Origin of the sequence: Sulfitobacter sp. HI0129 (assembly GCF_001635395.1) — a bacterium.
Classification (GTDB): domain Bacteria; phylum Pseudomonadota; class Alphaproteobacteria; order Rhodobacterales; family Rhodobacteraceae; genus Sulfitobacter.
The window spans coordinates 1-18,372 of sequence record NZ_LWGH01000732.1 but is presented as its reverse complement, the minus strand read 5'-3'; the positions used below and the strand labels follow the sequence as shown (position 1 = coordinate 18,372).

The following is an 18,372-nucleotide window of genomic DNA, read 5'->3' as shown; positions in this document are numbered from 1 at the left end:
GCCCATGCGCAATACGAGATCCGCGTCTATGCCGATGCGATCTGCTCCGTCGTGGCCGACTGGGTTCCCGCGGCCTATTCCGCCTTCGAAGATTACCGCCTCGGCGGCGCCACGCTTTCCGCCCGCGCGCTGGACTGCATCCGCCGCATGCTGAAGGGCGAGGAGGTGACGCAGGAGAATTCCGGCATGTCGAAGGGAGAATGGCGGGAGTTTCAGGGGGTTATTAGCTAGATGATTGGTGTGCGGTTTATTGAAGTTGCGAAAGAGAATTTCGTCGGCGAGACAAAAAGCGGATCGTTTTCTAATCCCCCAATGCCCAATCTCCGATTGGGCAGCGCCCGAACCGCCCCCACGGGGCGGGCGCTTTGCACCCACCCCTCGGTCCGGGCGCGGCGGTGCGTGGGGTTCGGCATATTCGTTTTCCCTTGCCTAATCTGAGGTTGGCCAGCGCCCGGAACGCCTCCCACGGGGCGGGCGCTTCTCGCCCACCCCTCTGCCCGGGCGCGGCGTGATCCCCTTCGGTGCATCACGTCAGGCCCTCGGCACGACCCCCTCACACACCTTCATAAACCATAATTTAACTAACAATAACATATGGTTAAGGTTCCCCGCGGGGAACCCCGCAGCAGCCGATTGACACCTGCGCAAATCCTTCCACACTCGGCACGATGCTCAACCTCGCCGCGCCCCCCGAGGGGTTCACCGAAAACCCCTTTCCCCATTACGACCGCCTGCTGGCGGAGGCGCCGGTCTGCCCGCAGCCGGACGGGTCATACCTCATCGCGCGGCACGCGGACCTGAACGCGATCTACCGCGACACCGCCACCTATATCTCCGACAAGAAAGAGGCCTTCGCCCCCAAGTTCGCCCCCGGCACGCCGCTCTACGAACATCACACCACCAGCCTCGTTTTCAACGATCCGCCGCTGCACACCCGGGTGCGGCGGATCATGACCTCCGCGCTCACCCCCAAGGCGCTGGCCCGGATGGAGCCGGGGCTCATCGCCACGGTCGATCACCTGCTGGGCAAGCTGCCCGCGCGCCCGGACCTGATCGAGGATTACGCCAGCGCCATCCCGGTGCAGATCATCGGCAACCTGCTCGACGTGCCGATGGAAGAACGCGGCCCCCTGCGGGACTGGTCGCTCGCGATCCTCGGCGCGCTGGAACCCACGCTGACGGAAGGACAGCTTCGACGGGGGCATGATGCGGTGCGGGCGTTCTCGGACTATTTGCGCGACCTCATCGCCCGGCGCCGCGCTCGCCCGGGCGATCCGGAAACCGATGTGCTCACCCGCCTTATCGAGGGGGATGAGGGTGGCAGGCTGAGCGAGGCGGAGTTGATCCAGAACTGCATCTTCATCCTCAACGCCGGGCATGAAACGACGACGAACCTCATCGGCAGCGGTCTGGCCCTGCTGCACGACCACCCGGGCCAGAAGGCCAGGCTGCTGGAAGACCCCGCGTTCGTCGCCCCCGCGGTGGAGGAGGTGCTGCGCCATGCCTCGCCCAACCAGTTCGGCAATCGCGAAACCACACGGTCCGTCACGCTGGGCGGCTTCGACATCCCGGCAGGGACGAACCTGCATCTCTGCATCGGGGCCGCCAACCGCGACCCGGCGGTCTTTGACGCGCCCGGGGATTTCGACGTCGCGCGCAAACCCAACCGGCATCTCGCCTTCGCCGGGGGTCCGCATGTCTGCGTCGGGCTCACGCTGGCGCGGATGGAAGGGCGCATCGCCATCGAACGCTTCCTCGCACGGTATCCCCGCTACAGCATCGCGCCGGGGCGCGAACAGGGCGGGCGCATCCGGTTCCGGGGCTACGCACGGCTTCCGGCGGTGCTGGAATAACGCCCTGAAACAGAAACAGAGTGTTTCCAGATCAGATAAGTCTGGACAGGTTTCGGGGCCGTGGGCAGAGTTAAGTTAATAAAATGCGGTGAAAACAAAAGGAAAAGGGGGAAGACATGCGTATCGTTACAACCATGATCGCGGCCGGGGCGATGGCTGCGGCGTCACTGTTGCCGATGCAGGCGGCGGCGGATGCGAAGATCTATGCCTATCCGACCAGCGTGAACTACTGCCCCGCGGGCCTGCAGCCTGTCACCATCGCGGGGGTCATCTGCTGCGGCGTGCCGAACCAGTCGGTGACCTATCAGCAGGTCATGGCCCATCCGGCGCCGGTGCGTAAGCAGGTGAAAAAGCGGCACTACCGCGCGCCCGCGCCCAAGGCGAACTGCCCCATCGGGACAAAGGGCTGCACCTTCGATTGAGGGCGGCGCGCTGGCCTGCCGAAACACGCAGGGGCCCGGTGACGATACGGTCGTCCGGGCCTCTGTTTCCCTACGGGTGCCGGGGCGTCGGCCCTAGAGTAGCGCGATATCCGACGCCATCTGGCGCCCGTCGCGGCCTTCGGTCAGCTCGTAGCTGACCTTCTGATCATCGGCGAGCCCGGTGAGGCCCGACCGCTCGACCGCGGAAATATGTACGAAAATATCGTTGCCGCCATTTTCAGGCGCAATGAACCCGTAACCTTTTGTCGTGTTGAACCATTTAACGGTGCCGGTTGGCATAACTGTCCGCTCCTTTCACAATCGAAACCCGCAATGCGGGTGTAGTAAACGGCGCAGGTGCTGCGACCGTCCTACCAAGAAAAGATTGACCTCTGAGTTGAAAAATCAAGAATTTAGTGAAAATGAGAATGGGAAAAATTGCTGGAACCGGGACGGGTGACATGGACGAACGGCGTATCTACGGGCTGAAGAATTGCGATAGCTGCCGTAAGGCCGTGAAGGCACTGCCAGAATTTGCGCTGGTGGATGTGCGCGAAGAGGGCGTGCCTGATACGGTGCTGGCCCGGGCACATGACAAGTTCGGTCAGGCGCTGATCAACACACGCTCCACCACCTGGCGCGGGCTGGCGGAGGCCGTCAAAGTGGGTGATCCGCTGACCCTGCTGAAGGAACATCCCGCCATCATGAAGCGCCCGTTGATCGATGCGGATGGAAAGCTTTTTCTGTCTTGGAACAGTGAGATAGAAGAAGAAGTGAAAGCGTCGCTTTAACGCTCGCCCCGGGTCGCGCGGCGCAAGAGCCGGTCGAGCGACAGCGGCCCGGCGCCCTTGATGACCAGCACCAGCAGGACGAATATCCAGAAGGCCCGCTGGTCGAGAATCGTTCCATCCGCGAAGCGGTCGAACCAGCGCCCGACGGCTTCGGTCTGTCCGTGGCCATAGACATCCGTCAGGGACTGCACGATGACAAAGCCGATCATCCCCAGCGCCGCCACCCGGGTCAGCAGGCCCATCACGATAAGGACGGGCAGGGTGAATTCCGCAATCGTTCCGGCCACCACGACCGCCCAGTGCCAGACGCCGAGCGCGCCGATATCGTAGCCCGCCGCTTCCATGGCGCGGGGGAATATCTGCGCATAGGCCCCGACGGAGGGTTGGAAGACGCCCAGCAGCCCATCGCCGAGCTTGGTTGCGCCGGAGTTCAGCAGATAGATCAGCAACACCCCGGCAAACACCAGCCGTGCCAGCGTGGGCAGCAGCCAGTCCAGCCGTTCGAGGTGCAGGCCCATGCGGTGGTAATAGGTGCCGATCGTATTCATTGGCTCGCCTCCGGCGGCAGTGCGGTGAGCGCCGATGTGGCCAGCGCCAGCGAAAGCGCCGCCCCAAGGTCGAAGCCCGCGTCAACTTCGCTCGCGGCGTCGAGCGCGCTGGCAAGCGTTTCGCCCCGGCCCAGTGCGGCGAACCACGCGGTATCGGCAGGGCCGAGGGCGTGGGGGGCGGGGTCGAATTCAGGCCGGGTGATGAGCACCCCCTGCGGGATGGCGCGGGGCTTCGGCGCGCCGGTTTCGAAATTGTACCGCCAGATATCATGCAGCGGCCAGTTCGAGGGGATCAGCACCGTCGCGGGCGCAAGGGGCAGGCGGGCGTCGCCCAGATCGCCTTGCGGAATCGCGGCCAGCGTTGCCCCGGTCAGCGGCACGCTGTCGGCGGCGTGGTAGGACCGCCGCATCCCCAGATCGAGCCGTGCGGCATCGGGCAGATAGGCGACATGCGCCAGCGGCTCAAAACCTTCGAGAAAGGCGGGCAGCCCGGAGCCATAGTGCATCATCAGCGGCGAATCGGGGGGATTGGCCCGGACGAAGATCGTGGCCATCCGCTTGAAAGTGCCCGGGCCGATCAGTTTTTCCACCAGCGGAAAGGCAGTGGCGAGCGCCTCTATCAGCGAAACGATCACATTGTTGCGGTAGACGGCATAGCGACGCCCGGCGGGGTTCGCGGCCCCGTCGAGCAGCCCGGCAGGCACCGGGGCGGCGGCATCCAGCAGGGCCGCGCGGAAGCGGGCCTGAACGCTCATGCCGCCAACACCCGCGCGGCGCGGCTCGCCTCTGCCCGCAGCACCGGCCATTCCGGCACGTCATTGTCCCATTCGACGAGCACGGGCAGCGGGCCGGTGCGCTGCAGTGTCCGGTCGAGCAGTTGCCAGACCGGGTCCACCACGGGTTTGGCGTGGCTGTCGATCAGCAACCGCTCGCCCGCGTCGTCGGTATCTTCGTCGTGGCCGCCCACATGGACCTCTCCCACCGCGTGGAGCGGAAAGGCGTCGAGATAGGCCTCCGGGCTCATCTTGAGGTTGGTGGCAGAGATAAAGACGTTGTTGATATCGAGCAGCAGCCCGCATCCCGTCCGGTCCACGATGGCCGAAAGGAACGCGGTTTCGCTGATTTCGGACTCGTCGAAGACGAGATAGCTGGACGGATTTTCCAGCAGCATCTGCCGGCCCAGCCGGTCCTGCACCTGCGCCACATGGGCAGATACCCGGTCGAGCGTTTCGGAGGTGTAGGGCAAGGGCAGCAGATCGTTGAGGAATTCCGCGCCATGGGTGGACCATGCGAGATGTTCGGAAAAGCTTGCGGGGCGGGTCCGGTCGCAGAGGCGACGCAGCCGGGTGAGATGCGCGTCGTCCAGCGGGTCTTCGCCGCCGATCGACAGGCCGACCCCGTGGATGGAGAGCGCGAATTTTTCGGACAGGGCGGCAAGCTGGGCCAGCGGGCGGCCCCCGTCGCCCATGTAGTTTTCTGCATGCACCTCGACCCATTCAACGGGGCCGGGGTCCTTCATCAGGTCGGAGAAATGCTGCGGCTTGTAGCCCACGCCAGCGGCGGGGGGCAGCTTTTTGGCCCTTGCGGTATGATCCAGCATGGCATCGGCCTCCGGTAGTCCGAGGGGGGTGCCGGGCAGGGGAGCTGCCCGGCGGCCTGACAGGATCAGGCGGGAACGTCACGCTCCAGCGCTTCGAGCGAGCCGCTGCGTTCGGTGCCATCCGCCATCGTGGGCAGTTCGATGCTTTCGCAGGTGCCTGCATCCACGAGCGACCATGCATTGCCCTGATAATCGTTCACCGAGGTGCCGGCGCAGGTGGTGCCCGGCCCGGCGGCGCAGTCGTTCTTGCCGGCGAGCGCGACCCCGAAGCACTTTTCCTTGGCGGCGGCTTCTGCGGGGGTGGATTGCGCGGCCATCGCGGCTGCGACGGCACCGGCGATTGCGACTGCCTTCATTTGGTTCGACATGACGTTTCTCCCTTAAGTTGCGGTCATTGGTGTTTATGACACTTTCAGTAAAGCAGCCGGACCGCTGCCGCTCCACTCACGAGCAGGTGTGTCACAGTTTTGTCAAAAAAAACGCGTGTGGCGAAGCAGTTTGCAACGAAGCGAAGGGTTTCGCCCCCGGTTTGTAACAAAACTGCACAAATTGCGACGTCCCGAAGCGGGGCGCCGTTCGCGCGAACGAGAATGTTTCAGGTCATGTCAGCGCAGATCGGGGGGTGTGGCATCCGCCGAAAGCTGTGCAACCACGTCGTCCAGCGCCTCGACCGAGGTCTGCTTTTCGCCAAGGCGGCGGACGGAAACGGTGCGTTCCTCGATCTCGCGCGCGCCGACGGCAAGGATCACGGGCACCTTGCCGACCGAATGTTCGCGGACCTTGTAGTTGATCTTTTCGTTGCGAACGTCGGCCTCGGCGCGGACACCGGCGCGGCGTAATTCCTGCACGACTTCGGAAACGTAATGGTCCGCCTCCGAGGTGATGGAGGCCACGACGACCTGACGGGGTGCCAGCCAGAAGGGCAGCTTGCCCGCGTGTTCCTCGATCAGGATGCCGATGAACCGCTCGAAGGAGCCGAGCGTGGCACGGTGCAGCATGACGGGGCGGTGCTTGCCGCCGTCTGCGCCGATATAGGTGGCGTCCAGCCGTTCGGGCAGCACGAAATCCACCTGATGCGTGCCGCACTGCCAGTCACGCCCGATGGCATCGGTCAGGACGAATTCCAGCTTGGGACCGTAAAAGGCGCCTTCGCCGGGGTTCAGTTCCGGTTCGATCCCGGCCTTGCGGGTGGCAGCGAGCAGGGCGTTTTCGGCCTTGTCCCAGACAGCGTCGGAGCCGGAGCGCTTCTCGGGGCGGTCGGAGAACTTCACCTTGAAATCGGCAAAGCCGAGATCGCGGTAAATGTCCGACAGGAATTCGATATAGGTGAGCGTTTCGCTTTCGATCTGGTCTTCGGTGCAGAAGATATGGCCGTCGTCCTGGGTAAAGCCGCGCACCCGCATGATACCGTGGAGGGCACCCGACGGCTCATAACGGTTGCAGGAGCCGAATTCGGCCATGCGCAGGGGCAGATCGCGGTAGGATTTTAGACCCTGATTGAAGATTTGCACGTGGCAGGGGCAGTTCATCGGCTTCAGCGCGTTCACGGCCTTTTCGCGGGCGTGCTCCTCGTCCACCTCGACGATGAACATGTGGTCTTGATACTTTTCCCAGTGGCCCGACGCTTCCCAGAGCTTGCGGTCCACCACCTGCGGGGTGTTGACCTCCACATAGCCGCCCGCGCGCTGGCGGCGGCGCATGTAGTCCTGCAGTTCGGTATAGATGCGCCAGCCGTTGGGGTGCCAGAACACCTGCCCCGGGGCTTCTTCCTGCATGTGGAAAAGGTCCATCTCGCGGCCCAGCTTGCGGTGGTCGCGCTTGGCGGCCTCCTCCAGCATGTTGAGATGGGCGCGCAGCTTTTCCTTGCCGGTAAAGGCCACGCCGTAGATCCGTTGCAGCATCTGGCGGTCGCTGTCGCCGCGCCAATAGGCGCCCGCGATGGACATCAGCTTGAACGCATCGCCGGGCACCTGCCCGGTATGGGCAAGGTGCGGGCCGCGGCAGAGATCCTGCCAGTCGCCGTGCCAGTACATGCGCAGCGGCTCGTCGCCGGGGATCGCCTCGATCAGTTCGACCTTGTAGGGCTCGCCGTTCTCTTCGTAATGCTTGATCGCGCGGTCGCGGTCCCAGACCTCGGTGCGGACGGGATCACGCTTGTTGATGATCTCCTTCATCTTCTTTTCGATCAGGCCGAGGTCTTCGGGGGTGAAGGGTTCCTTGCGGTCGAAGTCATAGTACCAGCCGTCCTTGATGACGGGGCCGATGGTCACCTTGGTATCGGGCCAGATCTCCTGCACGGCGCGGGCCATGATATGCGCAAGGTCGTGGCGCACCAGTTCGTTCGCCTGCTCTTCGTCCGCCATGGTGTGAATGGCGATGTCGGCGTCTTTCTCGATGGGCCATGCGAGATCGCTGTGCACGCCGTTCACGGTGGCGCTGATCGCCTTCTTGCCGAGGGATTTGGAAATGTCCGCAGCCACTTCGCCGGGGGTGATCCCGGCGGGATAGTCACGTGCACTGCCATCGGGGAGGGTAAGGGTGATCTGGGCCATGGTGGCGTCCTCGTCGGTTTGGCGCCTACGAGACGCCCGGTTGCGGGTTATGATGCGCGCTCTATGTGGCTGTGCAGCAAGGCCAAGTCAACCGGGTGGGGATCAATGCAGGACAGTTTCGCGCAGCGCAGTTTTACCGCCATCTCGGGCCAGACGGAGCCGGCGGAGGATCTGGGCGAAGACGCGCAGGGTGCCGAGGCGCGCAACGGGCTGCGCCATGCCGCCTCGCTCAGCATGACGAAGGTGGCCGACGGGCTGATCGACCCAAAGCTCGTCCTGAGCTGGCTGTTGACCGCGCTGGGCGCGCCCGCCGCCTTTGCCGGGGCGCTGGTGCCCATCCGGGAGGCCGGCGCGCTTTTGCCCCAGATTTTGCTGGCGGGCTGGGTGCAGCGGATGCGGTACCGCAAATGGGCATGGGTCGCGGGCAGCGCGGGTCAGGGGCTGGCGGCGGCGGCGATTGCACTGGCCGCGATGACGCTGGAAGGGACGGCGGCGGGCTTTGCCGTGGCCGGGGCGCTGGCGGTGCTGGCGCTCTGCCGGGCGGCCTGTTCGGTGTCCTTCAAGGACATTCTGGGCAAGACGGTCGGCAAATCCCGGCGCGGATCGGTGACGGGGCTGGCGGGCTCGGTCTCTGCCGCGGGGGTGATCCTGTTTTCGCTCCTGCTGATGTCGGGCCTGTTCCAGAGCCGCGGGGTCGTCATCGGGGCGATTTTCCTTGCGGCACTTCTCTGGGCGGGGGCGGCGACGCTGTTTTCCACGCTCGAAGAGGAGCCGAGCACGCCGAACGGCGATAGCGCGGCGCAGTTCAAGGTGCTGAAGGACAATCCGGTGCTGTGGCGATTCATCCTTACGCGGGGGTTGCTCGTCTCCACGGCGCTGGCGCCGCCCTATCTGGTGATCCTGTCCCAGCGGGAGGGCGACGCAGCACTGGGCAAGCTGGGGGCATTGGTGCTTGCCTCCGCCACCGCGTCGTTCCTCAGTTCCTATGTCTGGGGGCGCATGGCCGACTGGTCCAGCCGCATCGTGCTGATGGGCTGCGGCGCGGTGGGGGCGCTTTCGATGCTTGCGGCCATCGGTGCCGCGCAGATGGGCCTAGCCACGACCGCATGGGCCATGCCGGTCGTGCTGTTCATCCTGATGATCGCCTATCACGGGGTGCGACAGGGCCGGTCCACCTATCTTGTCGACATGGCGCCGGAGGACAACCGCGCCGCCTATGCGGCGGTGTCTAACACGGTGATCGGGGTGATCCTGCTGGGCGCGGGAGCGCTGGGCGGCGGGGCCGCGATACTGGGGCCGCAGATCACGCTGGCGCTCTTTGCCGCGATGGCGCTGGCGGCGGTGGTGGTAGGCCACGGCCTGCCCGAGGTCGAAATGCGCGGGGAAGACCGCGAGCCGGACGACTAGAGAGCCGGACGACTGGAGGTTGTCAGGTAAAGGTTGTCATGGGCGCGCCGCTTTTGCATGATCTCGCAAAAAAAAGGGGCGCGCATGGGCGATACCGAATACCTCGAGACGCCGCAGGGGCGGCGGCTTGCCTATCACATGAGCGCGGGCAAGGGCCCCTGCATCGTCTTTCTGGGCGGTCTCAAGTCCGACATGGAAGGCACCAAGGCGCTTTTCCTCGAAGAATGGGCGCGCGGTAGGGGCCATGCCTTTCTGCGGTTCGACTATTCGGGGCACGGGGAGTCCTCCGGCGCGTTCGAGGAAGGCTGCATCGGGGACTGGCACGAAGACACGCTGGCCGCCGTCGATGCGCTGACCGAAGGGCCGATCCTGCCGGTCGGCTCCTCCATGGGGGGCTGGCAGGCGCTGCTGCTGGCGCGCGAACGGGCGGACCGGATCGCGGGCCTCGTGACGATCGCGGCGGCACCCGATTTCACCGAGGACAGCTATTGGGCCAGTTTCACCGATGCGCAGCGCGCGCTGCTGGCGGGGGTAGGGCAGGTGGAACTGCCGTCGGACTACATGGAGCCCTATGTCATCACCCGCCGCATGATCGAGGACGGGCGCAAGCGGCTGGTACTGCGCAGCCCGCTGGAGCTGCCGTTCCCGGTGCGTTTTCTGCAGGGCACGGCGGATACCGCCGTCAGCACCCGCACGGCGATGCGCCTGCTGGAGCATGCCACCGGGCCCGACATGCGCCTGACGCTGGTGAAGGACGCGGACCACCGGTTTTCGGATGACACCTGTCTCGCCCTGCTGGGCGAGACCATCGAACAAGTGATCGGAGAGGATTCATGAGCAGATTTGCACGGTTCATCCTCGGTATCCTCATCGTGTTGGCGTTGCTGGCCGCAGCCCTGTGGGTGTTCGGACCCTATGAGGAGGACAATCTGGACACCTCTTTCGATGTCCGCGCCATCGAAGAGGGGGTGGATGCCTATTTCGCCGCCGCCGAAAGCGTTTTCGACGACATCACCCCCGGGGTGGAAAAACAGGTCATCTGGGCCGGGGAGCCGGACCGTCCGACCGGGTGGTCGGTGCTCTACGTGCATGGGTTTTCCGCCACCTCGCAGGAGATCCGGCCGGTGCCCGACAAGGTGGCCGAGGCGCTGGGCGCGAACCTCGTACTGACGCGGCTGCGCGGGCACGGGCGCGGCGCGGATGCGCTGGCGGAAGGATCCGTGCCGGGCTGGATGCACGACATGGCCGAGGGCCTTGCCGTGGCCCGCGCCGTGGGCGAGCGGGTGCTGGTCATCGCCACGTCGACCGGGGGCACGCTGGCCACGGCGGCGGCGGCGCAGCCGGTGCTGATGGAACAGGTGGCGGGGATCGTGATGGTGTCGCCCAACTTCGAGATCAACAGCGACCTGGCGGGGCTGCTCACATGGCCGGCGGCGCGCCACTGGCTGCCCAAGCTTGCGGGCGAGCGGCGCTCTTTCGAGCCGCGCAACCCCGAACAGGCGACCTATTGGACCACGGAATACCCCAGCGTGGCGACGCTGCCGGTGGGCGTGCTGATCAACGCGGTGGACCGGCTGGACCTTGGCCGGATCGAGATCCCGGCACTTTTCTGGTTTTCGGACAACGACACCGTCGTGCGCCCTGCGGCGACCCGCGCCATCGCCGAACGCTGGGGCGGGCCGGTCACGATCGTGAACCCTGAACTGGGCCCGCGCGACGATCCCAGCGCCCATGTGATCGCGGGCGACATCCTGTCGCCGGAGCAGACCACGCCCACGGTGGCGGGGATACTGGATTGGGTAGGGGGGCTCTGACAGCCTTTGCGCCGCGCGGAAATGCGCCTGAAGGGGGCGGTTTCGGGCAGGCCGGGCGCCCCCGCGTTGCCTGCCCCTTTGCGCGTGATATAGCAGGGGCAAAGAGGCAGGGTCCGACGATGAAGAAATCCGCAGGCAGGTCCGGGGCGACAGATGATTGAACCGCTGGTGCTGCTGCCCGGCATGATGTGCGACGCGCGGCTTTTCGGGCCGCAGATTGCCGAGATGTCGGCCGATACGCCCGTCATGGTGGCCCCCGTGTCCCGCGGTGAAAGGATCGAGGAGATCGCCTCTGACCTGCTGGATTGCCTGCCCAAGCGCTTTGCGCTCGCCGGGCTGAGCATGGGCGGCATCGTCGCCATGGAACTGCTGCGCCGGGCACCGGACCGGATCACCCGCATCGCCCTGATGGATACCAACCCGCTGGCGGAGATCCCGGCGGTGGCCGCCAACCGGGAGCCGCAGATCGTCCGGGTGCGTTCGGGCCGGTTGGAAGAGGTCATGCGGGAGGAGATGAAGCCCAGTTACCTTGCCCCCGGCCCCCATCGCGCAGAGGTTCTGGAACTGGTGATGGACATGGCGCGCGCGCTGGGGCCGAATGTCTTCATCCGGCAGTCGCGCGCGCTTCAGCGGCGCAAGGACCAGCAGGCGACATTGCGCAAGATCAAGGTGCCCACGCTGGTGCTTTGCGGGGCCGAAGACGCGCTCTGCCCGGTGAAGCGGCATGAATTCATGGCCGAACTCATTCCTTATGCGACATTGCGGGTCATCGAGGGGGCGGGCCATTTGCCGACGCTGGAACAGCCCGATGCCGTGACCGACGCCCTGCGCGACTGGATGGGCCAGCCTTTCGTCCTGCGCTAGCGCCGGGGCGGGGGCGGCGAAACCGTCCGCCCGGGATGCCGCGGATGTGACAGCCCACGCCCTGTGTTTCCTGCATTATGGATTCAGGGTAGGCTGGCTCCATGGGCGCAACACGCAGACTGTCGGCGATATTCTCGGCGGATGTAGTCAACTACTCCGGACAGATGAAGGCTGACGAAAAGCAGACGCTCGACCAGTTGGGCAGGCTGCGCCGGGATGTCTTCGACCCGCTGATGAACGATCATCGGGGTCAGGTGCTCAAACGCATGGGCGATGGCTGGCTGGTGGAATTCTCTTCGGTCTCCGACGCGGTGCGCTGCGCGCTGGACCTGCAATCGCTGGTGCCCGCCAAATGCGCGCTCAGACTGCGGGTGGGTATCCACATGGGCGACATCGTTCTGGACGAGGACGATTTTTACGGCGACGGCGTCAACCTCGCCACGCGGCTTCAGGAAGCGGCGGAGGAGGGCGGGGTGCTGATTTCGGACGTCGTCCACCGGAGCATCGACGACCGGCTGTCGGAGCTTTTCAGGCGCGCGGGGAGCCGCAGGCTCAAGAATGTCGCGGGGGAGTTGAAGGTCTTCGGCTGGCTGCCGCCCGGCTCCGCACCCCCGCGTGTGACGCCGCCGACGCATGCCGCATCGCTGCTTCTGGGGGTGCTGCCTTTTGATAACCTGTCGTCGGACCCCGAGCAGGAATTCTTTGCCGACGGGATCACGGAAGAGATCATCACCACCCTGTCGAAGCTGCCGCATCTGCTGGTGGTGGCCCGCAACTCCACCTTTGTCTACAAGCACCGGTCCGTCGACGTGAAACAGGTCGGGCTGGAGCAGGGGGTGGATTTCGTGCTCGAAGGCAGCGTGCGCAGAAGCGGCAGCCGCGTGCGGATCACGGCGCAGCTGATCGACGCAAAGTCGGGCCTGCATGTCTGGGCCGACCGCTATGACCGGCATATAGAGGATGTCTTCGAGGTTCAGGACGAGATCGCGCTGCGGATCGCGACCGAGCTTCAGGTTGAATTGCTGGATGGCGAGATGGCGCGCTTTCGCGGCGCGGGGACGAAGAACCTGAACGCTTGGAACGCGCAGCTACAGGCGGTCGCCTGCTCCCGCAGCATCACCAAGGACGCACAGGCTGACGCGCGGCGGTTCGCGCAGCAGGCCATCGCGCTCGATCCCGAATACTCCGCACCCTATTGCACGCTTGGTTTTGTCTGTACCGTGGAGGCGCGCCACGGCTTCGGCGCGGACAAGGCCGCCGCGCTGGCAGAGGCGCGGGACTGCGCGCGCCGGGCGCTGGAGATCGACGGCTACAACCCCGAAGCCCATGCGATCGACGGTTTCGCCGATGCCATCGACGGCAAGCTAGCCGCGGCGATTGCCAAGTTTTCCACCGCGCTGGCGCTCAACGCGAACCATGCCGATGTGGCGGCACGGCTTTCGCTCACCCTCGCCTTCGATGGCCAGATCGGCGAGGCGATACGGGTCGCGCGGCAGGCGATCACGCTGAACCCCCATTACCCGGGCTGGTATGCAGGCGTGCTCGGCTTCGCGCTGAGGCTCGACGGGCGCTATGACGAGGCGATCGCCGCCTTTACCGAATACGGTGAAAAGGTGGAGGGGTTCGGGCATCTCGACCTTGTGATCGTTCACATCGAGCGGGGGGATCTGGTGGCGGCGCGGGAGGAAGCTCTCCGGGTATTGCGCTACAGGCCGCAGTTTTCGATCGGCAAATGGCGGGAGACGCAGCTTTTCGCGGATCCGGCGCGGTTGGAGCGGGATGCGGCGGCGCTGGGGCAGGCGGGGCTTCCCGCGTGAGCGGGGCAGCGGGCTGAAGTTTGGCCAGGGGTGGAATGCCGGGGCCAGCCCCGGACCCCGGGATTTTTCGCCATTTGGAAGGGGGCGCGCGCCGGGGTAGAGGCGCGGGCGGGGCCGCCGGGAAGATGGTGCCGGCGGCCGCCTGAGGGGGTCAGCCCGCGGCGATATTGCGGTTCGCGGGCGCTTTGGTTTCCGGCTTCGTGGCCTTGGCGGGTTTCGCGCCGGCCTTGCCCGCGTCGTTCGCGTTCATGAAGTCGAGCACCAGCGGGCGGATGTTGTTGCGCCAGCTTTTGCCCGCGAAGATGCCGTAGTGACCCGCGCCGTCTTCGAGATGGCTCGCCTTTTTCGAATCGGGCAGGCCGGTCAGCAGGTCGAGCGCGGCGATGCACTGGCCGGGGGCCGAGATGTCGTCCTTCGAGCCTTCGACCGTCTTGACGGCGACGGTGGTGATCTTGCCGATGTCCACCGGACGGCCCGCCACGGTGAATTCGTTCTTCGCGATTTCGCCGTTCTTGAAGATGCGTTCCACGGTGGACAGGTAGAATTCCGCCGGCATGTCCATCACGGCGAGATATTCGTCGTAGAACTTGTTGTGCTTGTCGTGGTCATGGGCGGTTTTCTGGGCCACGCGCTTGATCTGTTCCATGAAGGCTTCGCGGTGGGTGTCGTTGTTCATGGAGATGAAGGAGGCAAGCTGCAAAAGGCCGGGATAGACCTTGCGCCCCACGCCCGCGTATTTGAAGCCCACCTGCTGGATCATGAACTGTTCGAGCTGGCCCATGGTCACGCGGCGGCCGAAATCCGTCACGTCGGTGGCGGCGGCATCGGGGTCGATGGGGCCGCCGATGAGGGTGAGCGAGAGCGGCTGTGCCTCCGGGTCCTCTTCGGCGAGGTAGGCGGTGGCGGCAAGGGTCAGCGGCGCGGGCTGGCAGACGGCGATGACATGGGTGTCGGGGCCGAGGTGGCGCATGAAGTCGACCAGGTAGAGGGTATAATCCTCCACGTCGAACTTGCCCGCGCTGACGGGGATGTCACGGGCGTTGTGCCAGTCGGTGACATAGACTTCGCAATCGGGCACGAGGCTGATCACGGTGGAACGCAGCAGCGTCGCGTAGTGGCCCGACATGGGCGCGACCAGCAGCACCTTGCGCTTTTCTTCGGTGCGGCCCTGCACGCGAAAGCGGATCAGGTCGCCGAAGGGTTTGGAAACCACCTTTTCAACCGATACCAGACGATCCTGACCGTTGGCGCCGACGAAGGGCGGAATGTCCCAGTCGGGCTTTACCACCATGCGGCCGAAAGTACGTTCCGTCACTTCACCCCATGCGGCCATCCATTCGAGCGCGGGGTTTGGAAACATCGAGAAAGCGGGGTAGGATGCCATCGCGAGCGCCGAAGCGCCGAGCCACTGATTTGTGTTCCTGATGGACTCCATCAGGTCGTAAGTTGCCATATAGCGCACGAAGGGTCTCCTTGTTACCGGCCCCGAACTGGGCACTTTCAGAACTGCCCGTTCCGGGTGCCCGGAATGCTGCAGATGCGAAGATAGGAGTGAATAGTTAAGATGACAACTCGGTCCCCTGAAAATGATGCGCCCTCTGCGGCTTCCCTGTCACGCATGGCCGATAACATGAAGAAGGTGGAAAAGCTGACCGAACGGCTGGCGCAGGTCATGACCCATCGGCAGACCCATCAGCCCGCGCTGGACGGTCCAAACCACGAATTATTCCAGAAAGCCGCGCAATCCTACTGGACCGAGGCGATGCAGAACCCTGCCAAGCTGATGGAACATCAGATGGGGTACTGGACGAAATCGGTGGCCCATTTCGTCGAGGCGCAGCAGGCGCTGGCGAAGGGACAGTTTGCCGCACCCGAGGATCGCACGCCCAAGGACAACCGCTTTGCCAACCCCCTGTGGGACACGCATCCCTATTTCAACTTCATCAAGCAGCAGTACCTGATCAATGCCGAGGCCCTGAAACAGGCGGTCGAGGACGTGACGGACATGGACCCGCGCGAAAAGAAGCGGCTGGCCTATTTCAGCCAGCAAATCATCGACATGATGTCGCCGACGAACTTCCTCGCCACGAATCCGGACGTGCTGGAGCGGGCGGTGGAGACCGAGGGCGAGAGCCTTATCAAGGGGCTGGAGAACCTGATCAAGGATCTGGAGGCCAACAACGGCGAGCTGGTGGTGCGGCTGGCGGACGAAAGCGCCTTTGAGTTGGGGCGCAACATCGCGACCAGCCCCGGCAAGGTGGTGTTCCGCAACCGCATGCTGGAGCTAATCCAGTACACGCCCACCACCGACAAGGTGCACAAGACGCCGCTCATCGTCTTTCCGCCCTGGATCAACAAGTTCTACATCCTCGACCTCAAGGCGCAGAACAGTCTGGTGAAATGGATCGTGGATCAGGGCTACACGCTGTTCATGGTCAGCTGGGCCAATCCGGATTCCGGCTATCGCGACGTCGGATTGGGCGACTACGTGGAGGAGGGGTATCTCGCCGCGATCGAGGAGGCCAAGAAGATCACCGGCGAGAAACAGGTGAACGCGGTCGGCTATTGCATCGCGGGCACCACGCTGTCGCTGACCCTGTCGCTGCTGAAACAGCGAGGCGATACCTCGGTCAAATCGGCGACCTTCTTTACCGCGCTGACCGATTTTTCCGACCAGGGCGAATTCCAGCCCTTCCTGACCGACGATTTCATCGACGGGATCGAGGCGGAGACGAAGGACAAGGGCATCCTGCCCTCCATCGTCATGACGCGGACCTTTTCGTTCCTGCGCTCGAACGACCTCGTCTACGGGCCGGCCGTCAAAAGCTACATGATGGGCGAGACGCCCCCGGCCTTCGATCTGCTCTACTGGAACGGGGACGGGGCGAACCTGCCGGCGAAGATGGCGATGGAATATCTGCGCGGGCTCTGCCAACAGAACAAGCTGGCGGATGGCGGGCTTGATATGCTGGGGCATCACCTCGAACTGGGGGACATCGACGTGCCGCTTTGCGCCATCGCCTGCGAGACGGATCATATCGCGCCGTGGAAAGACAGCTATCGCGGCATCCAGCAGATGGGCAGCAAGGACAAGACCTTTATCATGACCCAGTCGGGCCATATCGCGGGCATCGTGAATCCGCCCAGCAAGAAGAAATACGGCCATTACGTCAATGACGACCTCGAACTTGCGCATGAGGACTGGCTGCAGGAGGCGGAGTTCCACGAAGGGTCGTGGTGGCCGCGTTGGGGAAAGTGGCTGAAGAAGCGGTCCGGGGCGCAGGTGGATGCCCGATTCCCGGGGGACGACGGGCAGGAAATTCTGGGCGATGCGCCGGGGGATTATGTAAAACGCAAGGCAAACGACTGATTTGATTGTCTCATCTTTACCTTAGGGAAATTTTTTGCTGCACTGCAGAAAAAGGTTGATTTGCCGCAGTGCAGCATCTATATTCTTTGCAGACGCAGCAAGAGTGGAACACCCCGCTCACAGCAACAAAGGATAGAGACATGACAAAGACACCTGATATGACCGCGATGTTCAAAGACGTAATGGGTTCCTTCCCCGTGGACACTTCCGCCATGGAAGGCTCCTTCAAGACAGCCGCGACGCTGAACGAGAAACTGTCCGGCGTGGCCATCGATGCCGCAGAGAAATCTGCCGACATCTCCGCCAAGTGGACAAAGGACACGCTGAACAAGCTGGCCGAAATCTCCAAGGCGAAGCAGGAGCCCGCCGACTACGCCAAGGCGATGACCGAATTCGCTTCCGCTTCGGCTGAATCCGCAGCAGAGCACATGGCCGCTTTCGCAGAAATCGCGAAGAAGGTTCAGATGGACACCGTCGAACTGATGATGAACGCCGGCAAGGACATGCAGGACGATGCCGCCAAGGCCGTCAAGAAAGCATCCGACGACGTTCAGAACGCGACCAAGAAAGCCACAGCGAAGTAACTCGCTGAGCAGATTTTCCCGCCAAGGCGGGTAACGCAGGGGCGGGCCTTCGGGTCCGCCCTTTTGCGTGGTTGGTCGCCCCCATGTTGCGGTGGCTTGCGGGGGTCGCCCCGTCGCCTCTAGTTTGCACGCATCGGGGGGGGGCACCATGCAATATCATCTCAACGGCGTAGGCGTGGGCGATCCATCGGTGGCCGCGGAGCAGGCCCCGCAGGGCGGGGCATTGCCCGACCGGATGGATGTGCTGATCGTGGGCTGCGGGCCTGCGGGGCTGATCCTTGCCGCGCAACTGGCGCAATTCGCCGGGATCGCGTCCCATATCATCGAACGCAAGGATGGTCCCTTACAGATGGGGCAGGCCGACGGGATCGCTTGCCGCACGGTGGAGATGTTCGAGGCCATAGGCATTGCCCATCAGGTCCTGCGTGAAGCCTATTGGGTGAATGAGACCGCCTTCTGGAAACCGGACCCCGAGAGCCCTTCGCTGATCAGGCGGAACGAGCGTATCCGCGACACGGAAGAGGGGCTGTCGGAATTTCCTCATGTGATCCTCAATCAGGCGCGCGTCCATGATCTGTTGCTGGACCGGATGGCCAAGGGGCCACGGCGAATGGCGCCGCATTACGGTTGGGCCTTTGCCGACCACTGCCGCGATGATGATGCGGAGCATCCGGTCCGCGTCCAGCTGAGCGATGCCAGCGGCGCCGGGCGGCCCGACAGGTTTCTGCGCTGTCGATACCTCGTGGGGTG

The 18,372-nt window shown here is 64.3% G+C and carries 18 protein-coding genes and 1 pseudogene; 12 read left to right on the top strand and 7 right to left on the bottom strand.

Annotation, left to right across the window (positions count from 1 at the left end; translation table 11 throughout):
- The 3 genes and pseudogenes from A3764_RS18245 to A3764_RS18235 form a co-directional block, all read left to right on the top strand.
- A pseudogene (locus tag A3764_RS18245) lies at window positions 1-231 on the top strand (FAD-dependent thymidylate synthase); the annotation flags it as partial.
- 437 nt (window positions 232-668) lie between these two features.
- Window positions 669-1,853, top strand: a complete 1,185-nt coding sequence (locus A3764_RS18240; protein ID WP_067919264.1) for a cytochrome P450 — start codon at window positions 669-671, stop codon at window positions 1,851-1,853.
- Between the two features lie 116 nt (window positions 1,854-1,969).
- The gene (locus A3764_RS18235; protein ID WP_236628241.1) at window positions 1,970-2,275 is read left to right on the top strand and encodes a hypothetical protein; all 306 of its coding nucleotides are present in this window, start codon (window positions 1,970-1,972) and stop codon (window positions 2,273-2,275) included.
- Between the two features lie 93 nt (window positions 2,276-2,368).
- Here the strand turns inward: A3764_RS18235 and A3764_RS18230 are convergent, their stop codons facing one another.
- A complete protein-coding gene (locus tag A3764_RS18230) occupies window positions 2,369-2,575 on the bottom strand; it encodes a cold-shock protein (RefSeq protein WP_067919266.1) in 207 nt (68 codons plus the stop codon).
- A 161-nt stretch (window positions 2,576-2,736) separates the two neighbouring features.
- On the opposite strand from A3764_RS18230, the gene A3764_RS18225 reads away from it, so the two are divergent.
- Complete coding sequence (locus A3764_RS18225; protein WP_067919268.1) at window positions 2,737-3,066, top strand: ArsC/Spx/MgsR family protein; 330 nt, start codon at window positions 2,737-2,739, stop codon at window positions 3,064-3,066.
- Here the strand turns inward: A3764_RS18225 and A3764_RS18220 are convergent.
- From A3764_RS18220 to thrS, 5 genes are all read right to left on the bottom strand, one after another.
- Window positions 3,063-3,614, bottom strand: coding sequence for a DoxX family protein (locus A3764_RS18220; protein WP_067919270.1), 552 nt, complete (start codon window positions 3,612-3,614; stop codon window positions 3,063-3,065). The two genes, A3764_RS18225 and A3764_RS18220, sit on opposite strands and share 4 nt — an antisense overlap.
- On the bottom strand, window positions 3,611-4,369 hold the full coding sequence (locus A3764_RS18215; protein ID WP_067951895.1) for an HvfC/BufC N-terminal domain-containing protein: 759 nt from the start codon (window positions 4,367-4,369) through the stop codon (window positions 3,611-3,613). Before A3764_RS18215 ends, A3764_RS18220 begins: the two co-directional genes overlap by 4 nt.
- Window positions 4,366-5,214, bottom strand: a complete 849-nt coding sequence (bufB, locus tag A3764_RS18210; RefSeq protein WP_067921925.1) for an MNIO family bufferin maturase — start codon at window positions 5,212-5,214, stop codon at window positions 4,366-4,368. Before bufB ends, A3764_RS18215 begins: the two co-directional genes overlap by 4 nt.
- A 65-nt stretch (window positions 5,215-5,279) precedes the next feature.
- Window positions 5,280-5,582 carry a BufA1 family periplasmic bufferin-type metallophore gene (locus A3764_RS18205; RefSeq protein WP_067921922.1) on the bottom strand — a complete coding sequence of 101 codons (303 nt, stop codon included), beginning with the start codon at window positions 5,580-5,582 and terminating at the stop codon, window positions 5,280-5,282.
- 237 nt (window positions 5,583-5,819) lie between these two features.
- Window positions 5,820-7,766 carry a threonine--tRNA ligase gene (thrS, locus tag A3764_RS18200; protein WP_067921916.1) on the bottom strand — a complete coding sequence of 649 codons (1,947 nt, stop codon included), beginning with the start codon at window positions 7,764-7,766 and terminating at the stop codon, window positions 5,820-5,822.
- A gap of 105 nt (window positions 7,767-7,871) precedes the next feature.
- Between thrS and A3764_RS18195 the strand changes: the two genes are divergently transcribed.
- The 5 genes from A3764_RS18195 (at window position 7,872) to A3764_RS18175 (ending at window position 13,668) form a co-directional block, all read left to right on the top strand.
- A complete protein-coding gene (locus tag A3764_RS18195; protein WP_067921913.1) occupies window positions 7,872-9,173 on the top strand; it encodes an MFS transporter in 1,302 nt (433 codons plus the stop codon).
- A gap of 84 nt (window positions 9,174-9,257) precedes the next feature.
- Window positions 9,258-10,010, top strand: coding sequence for an alpha/beta hydrolase (locus A3764_RS18190; RefSeq protein ID WP_067921933.1), 753 nt, complete (start codon window positions 9,258-9,260; stop codon window positions 10,008-10,010).
- The gene (locus A3764_RS18185) at window positions 10,007-10,987 is read left to right on the top strand and encodes an alpha/beta hydrolase (RefSeq protein ID WP_067921911.1); all 981 of its coding nucleotides are present in this window, start codon (window positions 10,007-10,009) and stop codon (window positions 10,985-10,987) included. The genes A3764_RS18190 and A3764_RS18185 overlap by 4 nt, the downstream gene beginning before the upstream one ends.
- Before the next feature lie 153 nt (window positions 10,988-11,140).
- Complete coding sequence (locus A3764_RS18180) at window positions 11,141-11,851, top strand: alpha/beta fold hydrolase (protein WP_067921909.1); 711 nt, start codon at window positions 11,141-11,143, stop codon at window positions 11,849-11,851.
- 101 nt (window positions 11,852-11,952) lie between these two features.
- A complete protein-coding gene (locus tag A3764_RS18175; protein WP_082851072.1) occupies window positions 11,953-13,668 on the top strand; it encodes an adenylate/guanylate cyclase domain-containing protein in 1,716 nt (571 codons plus the stop codon).
- Between the two features lie 151 nt (window positions 13,669-13,819).
- On the opposite strand, the gene phaZ is transcribed toward A3764_RS18175, so the two are convergent.
- The gene (gene phaZ / locus A3764_RS18170; RefSeq protein ID WP_067921966.1) at window positions 13,820-15,130 is read right to left on the bottom strand and encodes a polyhydroxyalkanoate depolymerase; all 1,311 of its coding nucleotides are present in this window, start codon (window positions 15,128-15,130) and stop codon (window positions 13,820-13,822) included.
- A 102-nt stretch (window positions 15,131-15,232) separates the two neighbouring features.
- Between phaZ and A3764_RS18165 the strand changes: the two genes are divergently transcribed.
- The 3 genes from A3764_RS18165 to A3764_RS18155 form a co-directional block, all read left to right on the top strand.
- Window positions 15,233-17,038, top strand: a complete 1,806-nt coding sequence (locus A3764_RS18165; protein ID WP_067921963.1) for a PHA/PHB synthase family protein — start codon at window positions 15,233-15,235, stop codon at window positions 17,036-17,038.
- Between the two features lie 140 nt (window positions 17,039-17,178).
- A complete protein-coding gene (locus A3764_RS18160) occupies window positions 17,179-17,622 on the top strand; it encodes a phasin family protein (protein WP_067921959.1) in 444 nt (147 codons plus the stop codon).
- Window positions 17,623-17,770: 148 nt separating this feature from the next.
- Window positions 17,771-18,372, top strand: a 602-nt coding sequence (locus tag A3764_RS18155) for an FAD-dependent monooxygenase (protein WP_201722464.1), incomplete at its 3' end; no start/stop codon positions are given.